The 14,644-nt window shown below is 37.1% G+C and carries 11 protein-coding genes; 9 read left to right on the top strand and 2 right to left on the bottom strand.

The genetic code is table 11. The features are described 5' to 3' along the window. Positions 1–16 precede the first annotated feature (16 nt). The 8 genes from infB to DBO93_RS07290 all read left to right on the top strand — a co-directional run bounded on the left by infB (position 17) and on the right by DBO93_RS07290 (position 10,984). Positions 17–2,704 carry a translation initiation factor IF-2 gene (infB, locus tag DBO93_RS07255; RefSeq protein ID WP_108455725.1) on the top strand — a complete coding sequence of 896 codons (2,688 nt, stop codon included), beginning with the start codon at positions 17–19 and terminating at the stop codon, positions 2,702–2,704. Positions 2,705–2,839: 135 nt separating this feature from the next. After that, positions 2,840–3,247 (top strand): 30S ribosome-binding factor RbfA, encoded by a 408-nt coding sequence (gene rbfA, locus DBO93_RS07260; protein WP_108455726.1) that lies wholly within the window; start codon positions 2,840–2,842, stop codon positions 3,245–3,247. Positions 3,248–3,249: 2 nt separating this feature from the next. Continuing rightward, on the top strand, positions 3,250–4,194 hold the full coding sequence (gene truB, locus DBO93_RS07265) for a tRNA pseudouridine(55) synthase TruB (RefSeq protein WP_108455727.1): 945 nt from the start codon (positions 3,250–3,252) through the stop codon (positions 4,192–4,194). Positions 4,195–4,333: 139 nt separating this feature from the next. After that, complete coding sequence (gene rpsO, locus DBO93_RS07270; protein ID WP_085330930.1) at positions 4,334–4,603, top strand: 30S ribosomal protein S15; 270 nt, start codon at positions 4,334–4,336, stop codon at positions 4,601–4,603. A 228-nt stretch (positions 4,604–4,831) separates the two neighbouring features. Beyond that, entirely contained in the window at positions 4,832–5,767 is a 936-nt protein-coding gene (locus DBO93_RS07275; RefSeq protein ID WP_108455728.1) for an alpha/beta hydrolase, read from the top strand. Between the two features lie 567 nt (positions 5,768–6,334). Then, complete coding sequence (gene pnp / locus DBO93_RS07280; RefSeq protein ID WP_108455729.1) at positions 6,335–8,458, top strand: polyribonucleotide nucleotidyltransferase; 2,124 nt, start codon at positions 6,335–6,337, stop codon at positions 8,456–8,458. A gap of 132 nt (positions 8,459–8,590) precedes the next feature. After that, positions 8,591–9,508, top strand: coding sequence for a lipoprotein NlpI (nlpI, locus tag DBO93_RS07285; protein WP_108455730.1), 918 nt, complete (start codon positions 8,591–8,593; stop codon positions 9,506–9,508). A gap of 18 nt (positions 9,509–9,526) precedes the next feature. Further along, positions 9,527–10,984, top strand: coding sequence for a hypothetical protein (locus tag DBO93_RS07290; protein ID WP_108455731.1), 1,458 nt, complete (start codon positions 9,527–9,529; stop codon positions 10,982–10,984). Positions 10,985–11,059: 75 nt separating this feature from the next. On the opposite strand, the gene DBO93_RS07295 is transcribed toward DBO93_RS07290, so the two are convergent. Then, positions 11,060–11,305 carry a hypothetical protein gene (locus DBO93_RS07295; RefSeq protein WP_108455732.1) on the bottom strand — a complete coding sequence of 82 codons (246 nt, stop codon included), beginning with the start codon at positions 11,303–11,305 and terminating at the stop codon, positions 11,060–11,062. Between the two features lie 155 nt (positions 11,306–11,460). Here DBO93_RS07295 and DBO93_RS07300 point away from each other — a divergent pair, with 155 nt between their 5' ends. Continuing rightward, the gene (locus DBO93_RS07300; RefSeq protein ID WP_239059141.1) at positions 11,461–13,188 is read left to right on the top strand and encodes a SufS family cysteine desulfurase; all 1,728 of its coding nucleotides are present in this window, start codon (positions 11,461–11,463) and stop codon (positions 13,186–13,188) included. A gap of 20 nt (positions 13,189–13,208) precedes the next feature. Here DBO93_RS07300 and tcdA read toward each other — a convergent pair whose 3' ends face one another. Then, positions 13,209–13,994, bottom strand: coding sequence for a tRNA cyclic N6-threonylcarbamoyladenosine(37) synthase TcdA (gene tcdA, locus DBO93_RS07305; RefSeq protein WP_108455733.1), 786 nt, complete (start codon positions 13,992–13,994; stop codon positions 13,209–13,211). Positions 13,995–14,644: the final 650 nt, after the last annotated feature.

The following is a 14,644-nucleotide window of genomic DNA, read 5'->3' on the forward strand; positions in this document are numbered from 1 at the left end:
CGGGAGAATTATATAGATGGCAAACGTAACAGTAGAACAACTTGCCAAAGAGATCGGTACACCGGTGGATCGCTTAGTTAGCCAATTGGCTGACTCAGGTGTGAGCAAATCGGCGACCGATTCTGTTTCGCAAGAAGAAAAAGAAAACCTACTTGATTATTTGAAAAAGCAACACGGTGATGACTCAACTGCTAACCCAAGCAAAATGACATTAAGCCGTAAGAAAAAATCTACGCTGGTTTTAGGCCACGGTAGCAAAGCTAAATCAGTTCAAGTAGAAGTACGTAAAAAGCGTACCTATGTAAAACGTAGTGACTTAGAAGAACAACAACAAGCTGAAGTTGAAGCGAAAGCTGCAGAAGAAGCACGTGTTCAAGCTGAAATTGATGCAAAAGCGAAAGCTGAAGCTGATGCAAAAGAAGCTGAGAATGCACGTGCAGCTGCAGCCGCAAAAGCAGAAGTACAGGCAGAAGCTAAAGCAGAAGCGAAAGTTGAAGCCGAAGCTAAAGCTAAGCAAGCTGCAATCACTAAAGCAAAAAATATTGAAGATGCGCCTAAAGCCGCGCCAGTAGTTGCAGAAACTGAAGAAGCTAAAAAATTACGTCTACAACAAGAAGCAGAATTAACAGCGAAAGCTGAAGAAGAAGCTAAATTGTCTGCAGAAGTTGCACGTAAACTTGCTGAAGAAAACGAGTCTCGTTGGAAAGAGCAAGAAGCTGAGCGTAAAGCGAAAGAAAAAGAAGTGGTACATTTAACATCTTCTAAATACGCGCAAGAAGCTGAAGATAAAAGTGACTCTGCCGATGAAAGTGGTCGTCGACGTAAGAAGAAAAAGCCAGCTGGCCAAGATAGAAATAATCGTGGCGGGCGTAATGCAAGAGGCAAAGGTAAGTTAAGCTTATCTTCTCCGCAAAGTTTAAAACATGGTTTCACGAAACCAGTAGAAATTAAGCTTAACGAAGTACGCATTGGCGAAACTATTTCAGTTGCTGAACTAGCCAATAAAATGTCTGTTAAAGGCGCTGAAGTTGTTAAAGCTATGTTTAAAATGGGTGCAATGGCAACCATTAACCAAGTGATTGACCAAGAAACAGCGGCATTAGTTGCTGAAGAAATGGGTCGTGAAGTGGTACTTGTAAAAGAAAATGCCCTTGAAGAAGCGGTACTTTCAGATCGTGGCCATACAGGTGAAGCGATTACACGTGCACCGGTTGTAACTATCATGGGTCATGTTGACCACGGTAAAACATCATTACTTGATCACATTCGTGAAGCAAAAGTAGCTGACGGCGAAGCCGGCGGTATTACTCAGCATATTGGTGCATACCATGTAGAAACAGGACACGGAATGATTACATTCCTTGATACTCCTGGTCATGCGGCGTTTACGTCTATGCGTTCACGTGGTGCTAAAGCTACTGATATCGTTATTATTGTTGTTGCAGCAGATGATGGTGTAATGCCGCAAACTGTTGAAGCGATTCAACATGCTAAAGCATCTGATGCGCCGATTATCATCGCAGTTAACAAAATGGATAAAGAAGGTGCTGATCCAGATCGTGTTAAGAGTGAGTTATCACAACACGACGTACTTTCTGAAGAGTGGGGCGGCGACGTTCAATTCTGTCACGTATCAGCTAAAACTGGCTTAGGTATTGACGAATTACTTGATGCAATATTACTTCAATCTGAAGTATTAGAACTGACAGCTGTTGTTGATAAAATGGCTAACGGTGTTGTGGTTGAATCTAAACTTGATAAAGGCCGTGGCCCAGTTGCTACTGTACTTGTTCAAGAAGGTACATTGAACCAAGGTGATATCGTACTTTGTGGTTTAGAATACGGTCGTGTTCGTGCCATGCGTGATGAGAACGGTAAAACTATTCAATCTGCAGGCCCATCTATTCCAGTAGAAATTATTGGTTTAAGTGGTGTGCCAATTGCGGGTGATGAAGCAACCGTTGTTAAAGATGAGAAGAAAGCGCGTGAAGTTGCTTTATTCCGTCAAGGCAAGTTCCGTGATGTTAAACTTGCTCGTCAACAGAAATCTAAACTTGAAAACATGTTTGCTAACATGGCTTCAGGTGAAGTTTCAGAAGTAAACGTTGTACTTAAATCAGATGTTCAAGGTTCACTTGAAGCAATTTCTGATTCATTAACTAAGCTTTCTACTGACGAAGTTAAAGTACGTATTATTGGTAGTGGTGTTGGTGCTATTACTGAAACTGATGCAACACTTGCTGCTGCTTCTAATGCGATTATGGTTGGTTTCAACGTACGTGCTGATGCAACTGCGCGTAAAGTGATTGAAGCTGAGAAAATCGATTTACGTTACTATAGTGTTATCTATGCATTGATTGATGAAGTTAAAGCAGCAATGAGCGGTATGCTTGCTCCTGAGTTTAAACAAGAAATCATTGGTTTAGCACAAGTTCGTGATGTATTTAAGTCTCCTAAGATTGGCGCGATTGCTGGTTGTATGGTTACTGAAGGTATTATCAAACGCTCAGCTCCAATTCGTGTATTACGTGATAACGTCGTTATTTACGAAGGTGAGTTGGAATCGTTACGTCGCTTTAAAGATGACGTACAAGAAGTTCGTAACGCTACTGAATGTGGTATTGGTGTTAAGAACTACAACGATGTTCGCGTTGGTGACCAAATTGAAGTATTTGAAACGGTTGAGATTAAACGCACACTTTAATCGCGTTTAGTTTTCATGGTTTAGTTAAAATGGGGGCTTAGCCTCCATTTTCATTTACAAAATATACCTAATATTCAAATTGAGAACGGCTATATCCGTATTACTTGAACCCGTATTAGGTTGTAGGAATTATTTATGGCAAGAGAATTTGCTCGTACTGATCGAGTTGCACAAGAAATTCAAAAAGAAATCGCGATGATTATTCAACGCGAAGTAAAAGATCCACGTTTAGGCATGGTTACGGTGAATGCAGTAGAAATTACCCGTGATTTAGCTTATGCAAAAATATTTGTTACCTTCTTTACATTAGAAGGACAAAACGTTGATGTTTCAATTGATGTATTAAATGAAGCTTCAAGTTATATTCGTACTTTGTTAGCTAAACGTATTAATGCGCGCATTATGCCCGAGCTTAGATTTATCTATGATAGCTCAATGGTTGAAGGTGTTCGCATGGGTAACTTAGTAGACAAAGCCGTAGCTGAAGACATGAAAAATCACGAAGGTGAAATCGACGAAACACAAAAGCCAGAGAGTGAATAATAATGGCTAAGAAAAGAAAAGGCCGTGCTATTAACGGTGTTTTGTTACTCGATAAACCTTACGATATGTCATCTAACAATGCATTGCAGCGAGTAAAGCACATTTACTTTGCACAAAAAGCAGGGCATACCGGTGCATTAGATCCACTCGCTACCGGCATGTTACCGGTATGTTTGGGCGAAGGGACTAAGTTTTCTCAGTTTTTGCTTGATACCGATAAAACTTATCAAGTTACTGCGAAATTAGGTATTCGTACCACAACCAGCGATGTTGATGGTGAAGTGGTAAGCGAAAAGCCTGTTGAGGTTACAGCTGAGCAACTCGCCACAGCATTAGCGACTTTTCGTGGTACAACGCAACAAATCCCATCAATGTACTCTGCATTAAAGTATCAAGGGCAACCTTTATATAAATATGCTCGTGAAGGGATTGAAGTACCGAGAGAATCACGTGATATAACAGTGTTTAGGTTAGATTTATTACGTTTTGAAGGTGATGAAGTCGACTTAGATATTCATGTATCTAAAGGTACTTATATCCGCACCATTATCGATGATTTAGGTGAGCTTTTAGGATGTGGTGCACATGTTGCCAATCTTCGTCGCAGTGCTGTGGGTAATTATCCAACCGATAGAATGGTGACAATGACAGCGTTAGAGGCATTGTTAGCACAAGCAGAAGCTGAAGAAGTAGCTCCGTCGGTTTATTTAGACCCTTTGCTATTACCTATGACCACCGCATGCGATGGTATACCAGCGGTATTTGTTGATGATATGTCAGCAAATTTTTTACGTCATGGTAACCCTGTTCAATGTTCTGGCGGTCCAAGTCATGGCTTAGTACAGGTTTTTATTGGTGATGATGTCGATACAGGTGAGTTTATTGGTGTTGGTGAAATTGACGATGATGGTTTAGTTGCCCCAAAACGAATTACAGTTGTTGGTTAATTAATATGCAGGAGATGGTGTCATCAGTAAAAGTTGCATTTAGAGCAATTACTGATAGAATACGCGCTCTTAGAACGTCTTGCTGATTTAGTGTTCGGCTTGACGCGATTTTTAAAACACTAAAATTAAGGTAAATATTATGTCTTTAAACGCTGCTGAAAAAGCTGCAATCGTTGCAGAATACGCCCAAGCTGAAGGTGATACTGGTTCTCCAGAAGTACAAGTTGCATTGTTAACTGTACAAATCAACCACTTGCAAGGTCACTTTAAACAGCACATCCATGATCATCACTCACGTCGTGGTCTATTACGTATGGTAAGCCAACGTCGTAAATTACTTGATTACTTAAAAGGCAAAAACGTTGAACGTTACACTGCTTTAATCGGTAAATTAGGTCTACGTCGTTAAGACTAGATTTAAACAAAGAATATTCAAAGGAGCCTAATGGCTCCTTTTTTGTTTTTGGCTTATCGATTTATAAAATTTAGTTATATATTTGTTATCTGAAAAGCAAAGCTACAAACACAGTTGTAAGAGTAAGAGTAAGTGTTGCTTTGCTACGGCACTTTGGTTAGTTTATTTATCTCCAATATTTTTGATAAATAAACTGTTAATTATAAGGCCTACCTAAAGTTGATGATTTTAAAATATAGTTTATACCTTGTGCTCATTGTGGTTGTTTTCCTCGGTGTTTATCTTTATGCGAATATAGCATACGACAAATCAGTAGAAGAGCTGAGTAAACGCTGGGCAACTGAGCCCTCAAAATTCTTAAGTGTTGCAGGGATGAATATTCACTATAGAGACGAAGGCCCTAAGTCTGACAAAGAACCTATTGTTTTGATCCATGGAACTAGTGCGTCATTACATACTTGGGACGGTTGGGTAGAGGTATTAAAAGAGCAGCGACGAGTTATTCGCTTCGATTTACCTGCTTTTGGTTTAACAGGACCCGATCCACAAAATAATTATTCTATTGAACGTTACGCTGAAGTTGTTATTGCCGTATTAGATGCATTAAAGATCGATAAAAGTGTATTAGCGGGCAATTCGTTAGGCGGTTATATTGCTTGGGCAACTGCCGTATTTCATCCTGATAGAGTATCTAAATTAGTTTTAGTCGATGCTAGTGGTTATCCTTATGATCCTGAATCAGTACCATTGGCTTTTAAATTGTCTCAAAACCCGTTAGCAAGTCGCTTATTAAAAAATGTTTTACCTAAATCAATGGTAGAAAAAAGTGTTAAAAATGTTTACGGAAACCCTGACTTGGTAACCGATGAATTAGTAAACCGATACTACGAATTATCTCTGCGAGAAGGAAATCGTAGTGCTTTAAAAGCACGGTTTGAACAAACACTCCCCGGAGCTTTAATGGATAAAATTGGTACCATTAATGTACCGACACTTTTAATCTGGGGTAGAAAAGACAAATTAATACCACTGAAGTTTGGTAAAAGATTTAAGCAAGAAATAGTGAACAGCCAATTGATTGTCTTTGATGATTTAGGCCACGTTCCTCATGAAGAGAATCCTCAAAAAACCGTTTTAGCAGTGTTAAATTTTTTATAGCACGGTTACTTATCAAATACATGTAAAGCGCTTTGTTTTATAGGGTAGTAAGGCTTAACTATCCTATAGATAAGTTTTCTTAAGCGGTTATTAAATCTCGACTTTAAAGTGTTTATTTTTATTATTCTTTAAGAAACGCTAGATAAACTGAAAGATAAACCAATAGCTGTTTTTTATAACCTTAATGTAATGTTTTTTTATACTAGAAATTAGCTACAGCGGTGATAATTTAGCCTGTTGCTTTGATAACAATGTTTACCTCTGACAAATATCAGACCAATTAACCGTAGTGCTAATTGTTAAAATAGCTAATATCGATTAAATCCTTCATTTTTTACTCTTTTAACTTCAACATTTTGCCTTTGATGCTAGTAAAAATATAACTGTTAAGTATAATATGTCGTGCAAATTTTGTATTTACAAAATGCTAATCAATCAAACTGTATAATTTTTTGTTCAACTTAGCGCGTAACTTATTGGTAACGCGATAATACTTAGTGATTAACTAAGTGAATAAATAATTGTACAGATTGATTAAAATCAAAAGAAATTTAAGGAACTAACTAAATGTTTAATCCAGTTACTAAAACATTTGAGTTCGGTCAACATACCGTAACTCTAGAAACGGGCGTAATTGCTCGTCAAGCCACTTGTGCCGTTATGGCTAGCATGGACGATACATCAGTATTAGTCTCTGTTGTTGGTAAAAAAGAAGCAAAACCAGGTCAAGATTTTTTCCCATTAACAGTTAACTACCAAGAGCGTACTTACGCTGCTGGTAAAATACCAGGTGGTTTCTTTAAACGTGAAGGTCGTCCTTCTGAAGAAGAAACACTAATCTGTCGTTTAATTGACCGTCCAATTCGTCCGTTATTCCCTGAAGGGTTTACTAACGAAGTTCAAGTTGTTATCACTGTTGTTTCTGCTAACCCAGAAATCGCCCCTGACATTATCGCTTTATTAGGTACTTCTGCAGCATTAGCTATTTCAGGTATGCCTTTTAGTGGTCCTGTTGGTGCAGCGCGCGTTGGTTATACTGACGGCAAATATATTCTTAACCCATTACAGTCTGAATTAGTAAACTCGCAATTAGACCTAGTTGTTTCAGGTACTGACTCAGCTGTATTAATGGTTGAATCAGAAGCTGACGTACTTTCTGAAGAAGTTATGCTTGGCGCTGTTATGTTTGGTCATGAGCAAATGCAAACAGCTATCACAGCAATTAAAGAAATGGCTGCTGAAGTTAACAATCCTAAATGGGATTGGGTTGCACCAGTGAAGAACGCTGAACTTATCGCTAAGATTGCTGAGCTTTCTGAAGCACAAGTTAACGAAGCTTACCAAATTACTGAAAAAGCAGTACGTTACGAAAAAATTAAAGAAATTCGTGATGGTGTTGTTGCATCTTTATTGGCTGATAATGCTGAACTTGACGTTCAAGAAGCAAAAGATTTATTCCACGGTTTAGAGAAAACTGTTGTTCGTGGCCGTATCACTCAAGGTTCTCCTCGTATTGATGGTCGTGACCCAGAAATGATCCGCGCATTAGACGTAATGACAGGCGTATTACCACGTACTCATGGTTCAGCTGTATTTACACGTGGTGAAACTCAAGCATTAGTTGTTGCTACTTTAGGTACACAACGTGATGCACAGCGTTTAGACACTATCATGGGTGAGAAAACAGACAACTTCATGTTGCACTACAACTTCCCTCCATACTGTGTTGGCGAAACAGGTTTTGTTGGTTCTCCTAAACGTCGTGAAATTGGCCATGGTCGTCTTGCAAAACGTGGTATGTTGGCTGTTATGCCTTCAGCTGAAGAATTCCCATACTCAGTTCGCGTAGTTTCTGAAATTACTGAATCAAATGGTTCATCTTCAATGGCTTCTGTATGTGGTACTTCATTAGCACTTATGGATGCTGGTGTACCAATTAAAGCATCTGTAGCGGGTATTGCTATGGGTCTAGTTAAAGAAGGCGACAACTTTGTTGTTCTTTCAGATATCTTAGGTGATGAAGATCACTTAGGCGATATGGACTTTAAAGTTGCGGGTACTACTGGTGGTATTACTGCACTTCAAATGGACATTAAAATTGAAGGTATTACACAAGAGATCATGCAACTTGCTTTAAACCAAGCTAAAGCTGCACGTACTCATATCTTAAGTGTTATGGATGAAGCTATTGGTGGACATCGTAACGATATCTCTGAATTTGCTCCACGCATTCACACGATGAAAGTACCACAAGATAAGATCCGTGACATTATTGGTAAAGGTGGCGCAACTATTCGTCAATTAACCGAAGAAACTGGCACTACAATTGAAATTGAAGATGACGGTACGGTTAGAATCGCAGCAACAGATGGCGATCAAGCGAAAGATGCAATTGCACGTATTACTGCATTAACAGCAGAAATTGAAGTAGGTACTGTTTACACTGGTAAAGTAGTACGTATCGTTGATTTCGGTGCTTTTGTTAACGTATTACCAGGCAAAGATGGTTTAGTACATATATCTCAAATTTCTGAAGAACGTGTTAACGCGGTAAGCGACGTTTTAACAGAAGGTCAAGATGTCGTTGTTAAAGTACTAGAAGTTGATCGTCAAGGTCGCGTACGTTTAAGCATGAAAGAAGCGATGGAAAAGCCAGTAGCAGCAGCGCCTGAAACTGACTCAGCAGAGTAACTTTACTGTTATATATTAGTACAACGGGTATGTAGTGTTTTTTAGCTAATATCTTGTACACAAAAAGGGAGCTTAATTGCTCCCTTTTTTATATACTCAGTAACATAAATACTTACTAGGGTTTTGTTTTTCGTGCGCTTACTTCCTAATACTCAATTTTCAAAAGCTTTATTTTCCAAAGTATTACTTGTTTCAGGTTTATTACTCACTCAAGCTTGTTCAACAACAAATAATCAACAATCTGCAATTGGTGACTTGATCATTGCCGAGCCTATCGCGATTAGCTATAAGAACGAAATAGCATTAGCTCGATTAACACAGGTGTTGTTGCGAGCTGAAATTAGCGATGGACAGCGAGCTGAGTTGCTTTATCAACGTGGTGTTGAATACGACAAAGTAGGTTTGCGTGCCTTAGCCCGTTTTGACTTCAACCAAGCCTTAACGCTAAAGCCTGACATGGTAGACGCTTATAATTTTATCGGTATTCACTTCACACAGTTACAAGAATTTAATCAAGCATATGATGCCTTTGACTCAGCAATAGAGTTAGCGCCAGATCATGAATTTGCCTTGTTAAATCGTGGTATCGCGCTGTATTATGGTGGTCGTCCGATTTTAGCTTCCGAAGATTTTGAAGCTTTTAGACAATATCAACAAGATGATCCTTACCGTGTTTTATGGCAATATCTAGCAGATTCAGAAGTAGACAAGTTACAAGCCGGTAAAGAATTAAGTTTAAATGCTCAGCTTATTGAAGAAGATATTTGGGCTAAAAATATTATTAAACTTTATTTGGGTGAAATGAGCCAAAATGCCTTTATAAATAGATTAGCTGATAATGTGAGTTCAAGTGAAGCATTAACAGAGCGCTTATGTGAGGCTTACTTTTATTTAGGAAAATATAGCCAAATGCAGGGTGATGTATATGCAGCACTTAACTTCTTTAAACTTGCCTTAAGCACTAACGTATATGAGTTTGTTGAGCATAGATATGCCAAACTAGAGTTAGATTTAATGCGCCAAACTATGCAACAATCTAGTCCACTTTAAACATTTTTTTAGTGAACGATGAATACTTTTAAAAAGCTACTTATAAGCTTAGTTATTTTAATATTGCTAAGCTTATTTTTTTTAATCGTATCGTATAATGAAAAAATTGATAATGCTGACATAACACGTAAACAGTTAGACGTACTTGAGTCTCTCGATCTATTTACGGCGACTAATACCGATGAAAGGCTAGCTAAATTACAAGCCGAACATAATAATAAGGCGTGGCTGCATTTAGCACAGTACCATGCAGAGATAAGTTCAAATACAGCGTATCAGCTGGGCCTTTATTTTCTTAAAAATAAAGACCTAAGCTCAGCCATACTGTGGTTTCAATCTGCGGTCCGTCAGGAGCATATTGAAGCACGCTTAGCGTTATCTACCGTGTATTTTGATTTACAGAAATATTCAGAAATTCAACCCTTACTTTTACCTATAATATCAAATGAAAAAGCATTGGTATTGCTATATAGATTAGCTTTATATCAAGGTAACCTTTCATTTATTGATACTTATAAAAGTAAATTAAGGCAAAGTGAAAATACTGCTCTATACAAGGAGCTTGAGCAATATTCTGTGTTTAGTCACAATAAAGATGCATTGCAAAACAATAACGTTATTTCAATAAATCTTAAATCAACATCAGCATTAACATCAAACTGTTCAGTTGATGTTCAACTTTTTGCAACAAATTTAGCTGGTCTTAGACATGGCCGCGCATTAATTTCATCATTTAAGCAACATAAGCTGTCAAAATATATTTGTTTGCAAGCACCAAAATATATCCCAATCCAAGCGGTAAATTGTCAGCATTCAGTCGTTGAGAAAATAAGTTGTAACGCTAGTGTTTGGTTAACTCGAAAAGATATTACTGCGCGCTATATTGGTTTAATTGTTGAACAGGGAAAAGCCAATGTTGATAACGGTATTATGTATATTGACCAAAATGATACTTTTGATGTTCTCGTGCATGAACTTAGCCATTTCATTGGTTTTGTTGATGAGTATCCGTTACCTAAACAACACCAAAAATGTCAACAAGTCCAAGGCGAGGCGTTTTCTCATAACCTTGTGGTATTAAGCGAAAGTTACCAAGGTAATAAGAAATCCCTTAGGGAGAGTATTTTGTCTCAAGTTCCATGGCGCAGTTTAATAAAAGATACCACACCCATTTTATCGAAAAGTGAACAAGGCTGGCAGTTAGCAACGCCAAAAGCACATCAAGATGACATTGGGTTGTTCATTGCTGATACTTGTCTTAATGGGAGTAATGTTCAGGCATTTAAGCCCATATCTGGAAGAACAAAATTAGAATATTTTGAGTTGGCTTTGCCAGAAATATATGTAAATTTATTTCTATTAGCTCCTCGGCATTATCTCATGCCAAGTTATCATTATAATATCAGTCAAAACTTAGTTGAAAAGGGCGAATTTAGTGATGCGATTAAAGTATTGCAGGTAACATTATTTGATTAATTAAAACTTAGCTATTTGAACATCTGTAAGAAGACGTTCATCAGCTAAGCTTTTATGCTGTTTTATTATGTGAAGCTAACTCACATATTGTTTAAGTAAGATTTTTCTGGGTTCCTCCTGCACATTTAACTTAATTTCATTTTTTAATTGTGAAGCTGAATTTACATATTCTTGCTGCTGTAATATGACGTTGCTTCTTACTTTCGCTATCGGCCACATTGTATTGTTATTAAAAGTTAAGAGCTCTTGTTCTAACGTAGCTTGATTGTTTTTGGCGCAGTTAAGTTCTTTTCTTCGAATAAACCATGAAAATAATGCCATAGTATTTTTTCCTCCATCTACACCCTATCCATCTACACCCTATAGGTATAGCGTAAGTTTTCAATTTTTGCCCATTGATATTGAATTTATTTATCTTAATTAAAGAATTTCCTGACTTTAAAAGTGATAACTTAAGATATAATTATGGCAACTTAATGAAATCGTTATTACATTTTATGGAAAAATTTTCTTATCCTCATTTTCGTCAACAATTTCCTTTATTAGCAGGCTTAGTAAATGGTCAGCCTTTAGTCTATTTTGACAATGCCGCAACGACTCAGAAACCTCAATGCGTTATTGATAGTCATAAAGATTATTATCAAGCGAACAATGCTAATGTTCATAGGGCATCACACTCAGTTAGTGCCCGAGCTACAGTCGCCTTTGAAGCTGTTCGTGAAAAAGTAAAAAGGTTTATTAATGCTAAAACTAGCAAAGAAATAATTTGGACTAAAGGTAGCACCGAAAGCATTAATTTAGTGGCTCAAAGTTGGGGTCGTTCTAACTTGCAACCGAATGATGAAATAGTATTAAGTTACAGTGAACATCATGCCAATATTGTGCCCTGGCAAATTGTTGCAGAGCAAACGGGTGCGAAAATTAAAGTATTGCCATTAACGTCAACGGGGCAAATAGATGTTGACCAACTTGAGGATGTAATTAACCAGCGTACTAAGATTGTATGTTTTGCTCATATTTCTAATGTAATAGGTAAAATTAATCCTATTGAAGACGTTATTCGTGTTGCTAAAAAATATAACGCACTTACTTTAATCGATGGTGCGCAGGCGATTGCTCACGTAAATGTTGATGTTAATAAGTTAGACTGTGACTTTTACGTGTTTTCTGCACATAAAATGTATGGCCCAACAGGTGTTGGTGTACTTTATGCAAAACAAGTTTTGCTTGAAAGTATGCCACCATATCAAGCGGGCGGTGAAATGATTAAAACCGTGAGCTTTGAAAAAACCACATTTAATGAATTACCTCATAAATTTGAAGCGGGTACGCCAAATATTGCCGGTGTAGTAGCAATGGGGGCCGCAATTAAGTTTATTGAAAAGTATGATCATCTTGCATTATTAGCATACGAAAATAAATTAAAAAATTATTGCTTCGAGCAACTATCAACAGTGCAGGGACTCAGCTTTATTGTTAATAATGTACCTGATATTCCTGTTTTTTCTTTTACTTTAGCAGGCCAACACAATCATGATGTTGCTTCTGCGTTAGATAGTGTAGGTATCGCGGTACGCTCTGGGCATCATTGTGCAATGCCTTTAATGCAGTACTTAAAGAGTGATGGCTGTATTCGCTTATCTTTATCTGCTTATAATAATGTTGAAGAAATAGATTTTACTGTGCAAGCGATTAAAAAGTTAACTGCTGGCATATCAAAAACGTCAAACAGTTTAAGTGAAATAAGCCATATTGAAAATGCTGTTTCTATTTCACATACTAGTGCTGATTTTGATGTAGAGAGTGTCATAACTTTATTTTCTAAAGCACAAAGTTGGGATAGTAAGCATCGTGAAATTATGATGTTAGGAAAAAAGCAATTACGTTTGCCTAACGAAGTTAAAACTGATCAGTCTTTAATTTCAGGTTGTGAAAGCCAGGCATGGCTGTTGTGTGAAAAAAAGCATAACGACACCTTTATATTTAAAGGCGATAGTGATGCCAAAGTGATCAGAGGGCTATTAGCTATTGTTTTAGCCGCTGTAAATAATAAAACGGCATCACAAATTGTTGCCTTTGATATGGATAACTACTTTACAGAGTTAGGTTTACTGCAACATTTAAGTCCATCGCGTGGCAATGGACTTTTAGCTATTGTGAAAAAAATATATTGTTTAGTCGAGATGGATTTTGAAGATAACTAATGTATATGAAGGGTTAGCCCTTAGCTAAGGGCTTTCTTTAAATATTTTTCCATAGACTTACCCACGGCAAAAAACGCAAAGCATGCGGTAACATGAGTTGCTGCACCGAAGCCGCCACTGCAATCTAATCGCATAGAGCCATCGTTTGACTGTTTTGCATGACAAACATTTCCGTCTGAGTCTGGGTAACGTAACTGTTCACTGGAAAATACCGCATCAATAGAAAACTTTCGCTTAACATTACGCGAAAAATTATACTCTCTGCGTAATTGGTTTCGTACCTTAGCTAATAATGGGTCTTGATAGGTTTGACTTAAGTCTGCAATAGCAATTTTACTTGGATCTATTTGTCCACCTGCACCGCCAATAGTTATTAGGGGTAATTTATTTCGCTTACAATGCGCTATAACAGCACTCTTAACATTGACTGAATCAATCGCATCGATAACATAATCGTAAGAGTTTGACAGAATTTCACGCACGTTTTCTAACGTCACAAAGTCTTCTATCGTATTAACAATGCACTCAGGGTTAATTTGTATAATTCTATCGCGCATCACATCGACTTTACTCTGCCCAATAGTATGAGTAAGTGCATGTATTTGGCGATTAATGTTGGTTATGCATAAATCATCAAGATCAATTAAGGTTATCTGGCCAATACCGTTACGGGCTAAAGCTTCTGCAACCCAAGACCCAACACCGCCAATACCTATTACACAGAAGTGAGCTTTTTGAAGCGCTTCGCTCTGCGTATTACCATAGAGACGAGCAATACCACCAAATCTTAATTGATAATCTGACATTATTTATCCGTTAGCGAGAAAATTCGCTGCGCATTATAGCAGTACCCTAAAGTAAAGCTACGAATGTAAGTAATTAACTATTTACTGAAGTTATTTTATACAAAAATTCACCAGATATTTTAAATATACCTATAACAGGTATTTATTATGTTTATTCCCGATATTAAAATAAATGATAGTCGGTGATTTGTTTAGGTTGAAAAATAAGCTGTAATAGGTGTTTATTTCAACTCTCTCAGGTGTTGATTACAAGAAATATCATATTAGGATTAAAATAAGCAGATAAAATGGTCATTTATTAGTGTAATTTAGCTAAATAACATTAATAAAAATTAATGATTATTGGTATTTGATCAGCAAAAGTAGAATAAAACAGCCTATATAAAGCAAAATTAAAGGTACATTGAACTATTTTTTTGATTTTTTTAGTCGAAAAATCTCAATAAATGATGATATAGCGTCAATATATTGCTTAAATTTAATCAATTAACAGGCACTGCTTATGATTTATATAAGGTGATTTAGGCATTTAGCGTGTCGTAAAAAATGGCTTATAAACAGTAGAAATCTGTAAGTAATTTAAAATAAATTGTATAAAATTAGCCATTTTATTCTGGTTTTTTCTACTTGTTTTACTTATTGATTGAGAA

It is taken from the genome of Colwellia sp. Arc7-D (genome assembly GCF_003061515.1).
Taxonomy (GTDB): Bacteria; Pseudomonadota; Gammaproteobacteria; order Enterobacterales; family Alteromonadaceae; genus Cognaticolwellia.

Bases quoted from the DNA above. Each gene is read 5' to 3' on its own strand.
- infB (WP_108455725.1), top strand. From the start codon at position 17: ATGGCAAACGTAACAGTAGAACAACTTGCCAAAGAGATCGGTACACCG.
- DBO93_RS07290 (WP_108455731.1), top strand. From the start codon at position 9,527: ATGAATACTTTTAAAAAGCTACTTATAAGCTTAGTTATTTTAATATTG.
- DBO93_RS07300 (WP_239059141.1), top strand. From the start codon at position 11,461: ATGAAATCGTTATTACATTTTATGGAAAAATTTTCTTATCCTCATTTT.
- tcdA (WP_108455733.1), bottom strand. From the start codon at position 13,994: ATGTCAGATTATCAATTAAGATTTGGTGGTATTGCTCGTCTCTATGGT.
- rpsO (WP_085330930.1), top strand. From the start codon at position 4,334: ATGTCTTTAAACGCTGCTGAAAAAGCTGCAATCGTTGCAGAATACGCC.
- DBO93_RS07295 (WP_108455732.1), bottom strand. From the start codon at position 11,305: ATGGCATTATTTTCATGGTTTATTCGAAGAAAAGAACTTAACTGCGCC.
- truB (WP_108455727.1), top strand. From the start codon at position 3,250: ATGGCTAAGAAAAGAAAAGGCCGTGCTATTAACGGTGTTTTGTTACTC.
- DBO93_RS07275 (WP_108455728.1), top strand. From the start codon at position 4,832: ATGATTTTAAAATATAGTTTATACCTTGTGCTCATTGTGGTTGTTTTC.
- pnp (WP_108455729.1), top strand. From the start codon at position 6,335: ATGTTTAATCCAGTTACTAAAACATTTGAGTTCGGTCAACATACCGTA.
- rbfA (WP_108455726.1), top strand. From the start codon at position 2,840: ATGGCAAGAGAATTTGCTCGTACTGATCGAGTTGCACAAGAAATTCAA.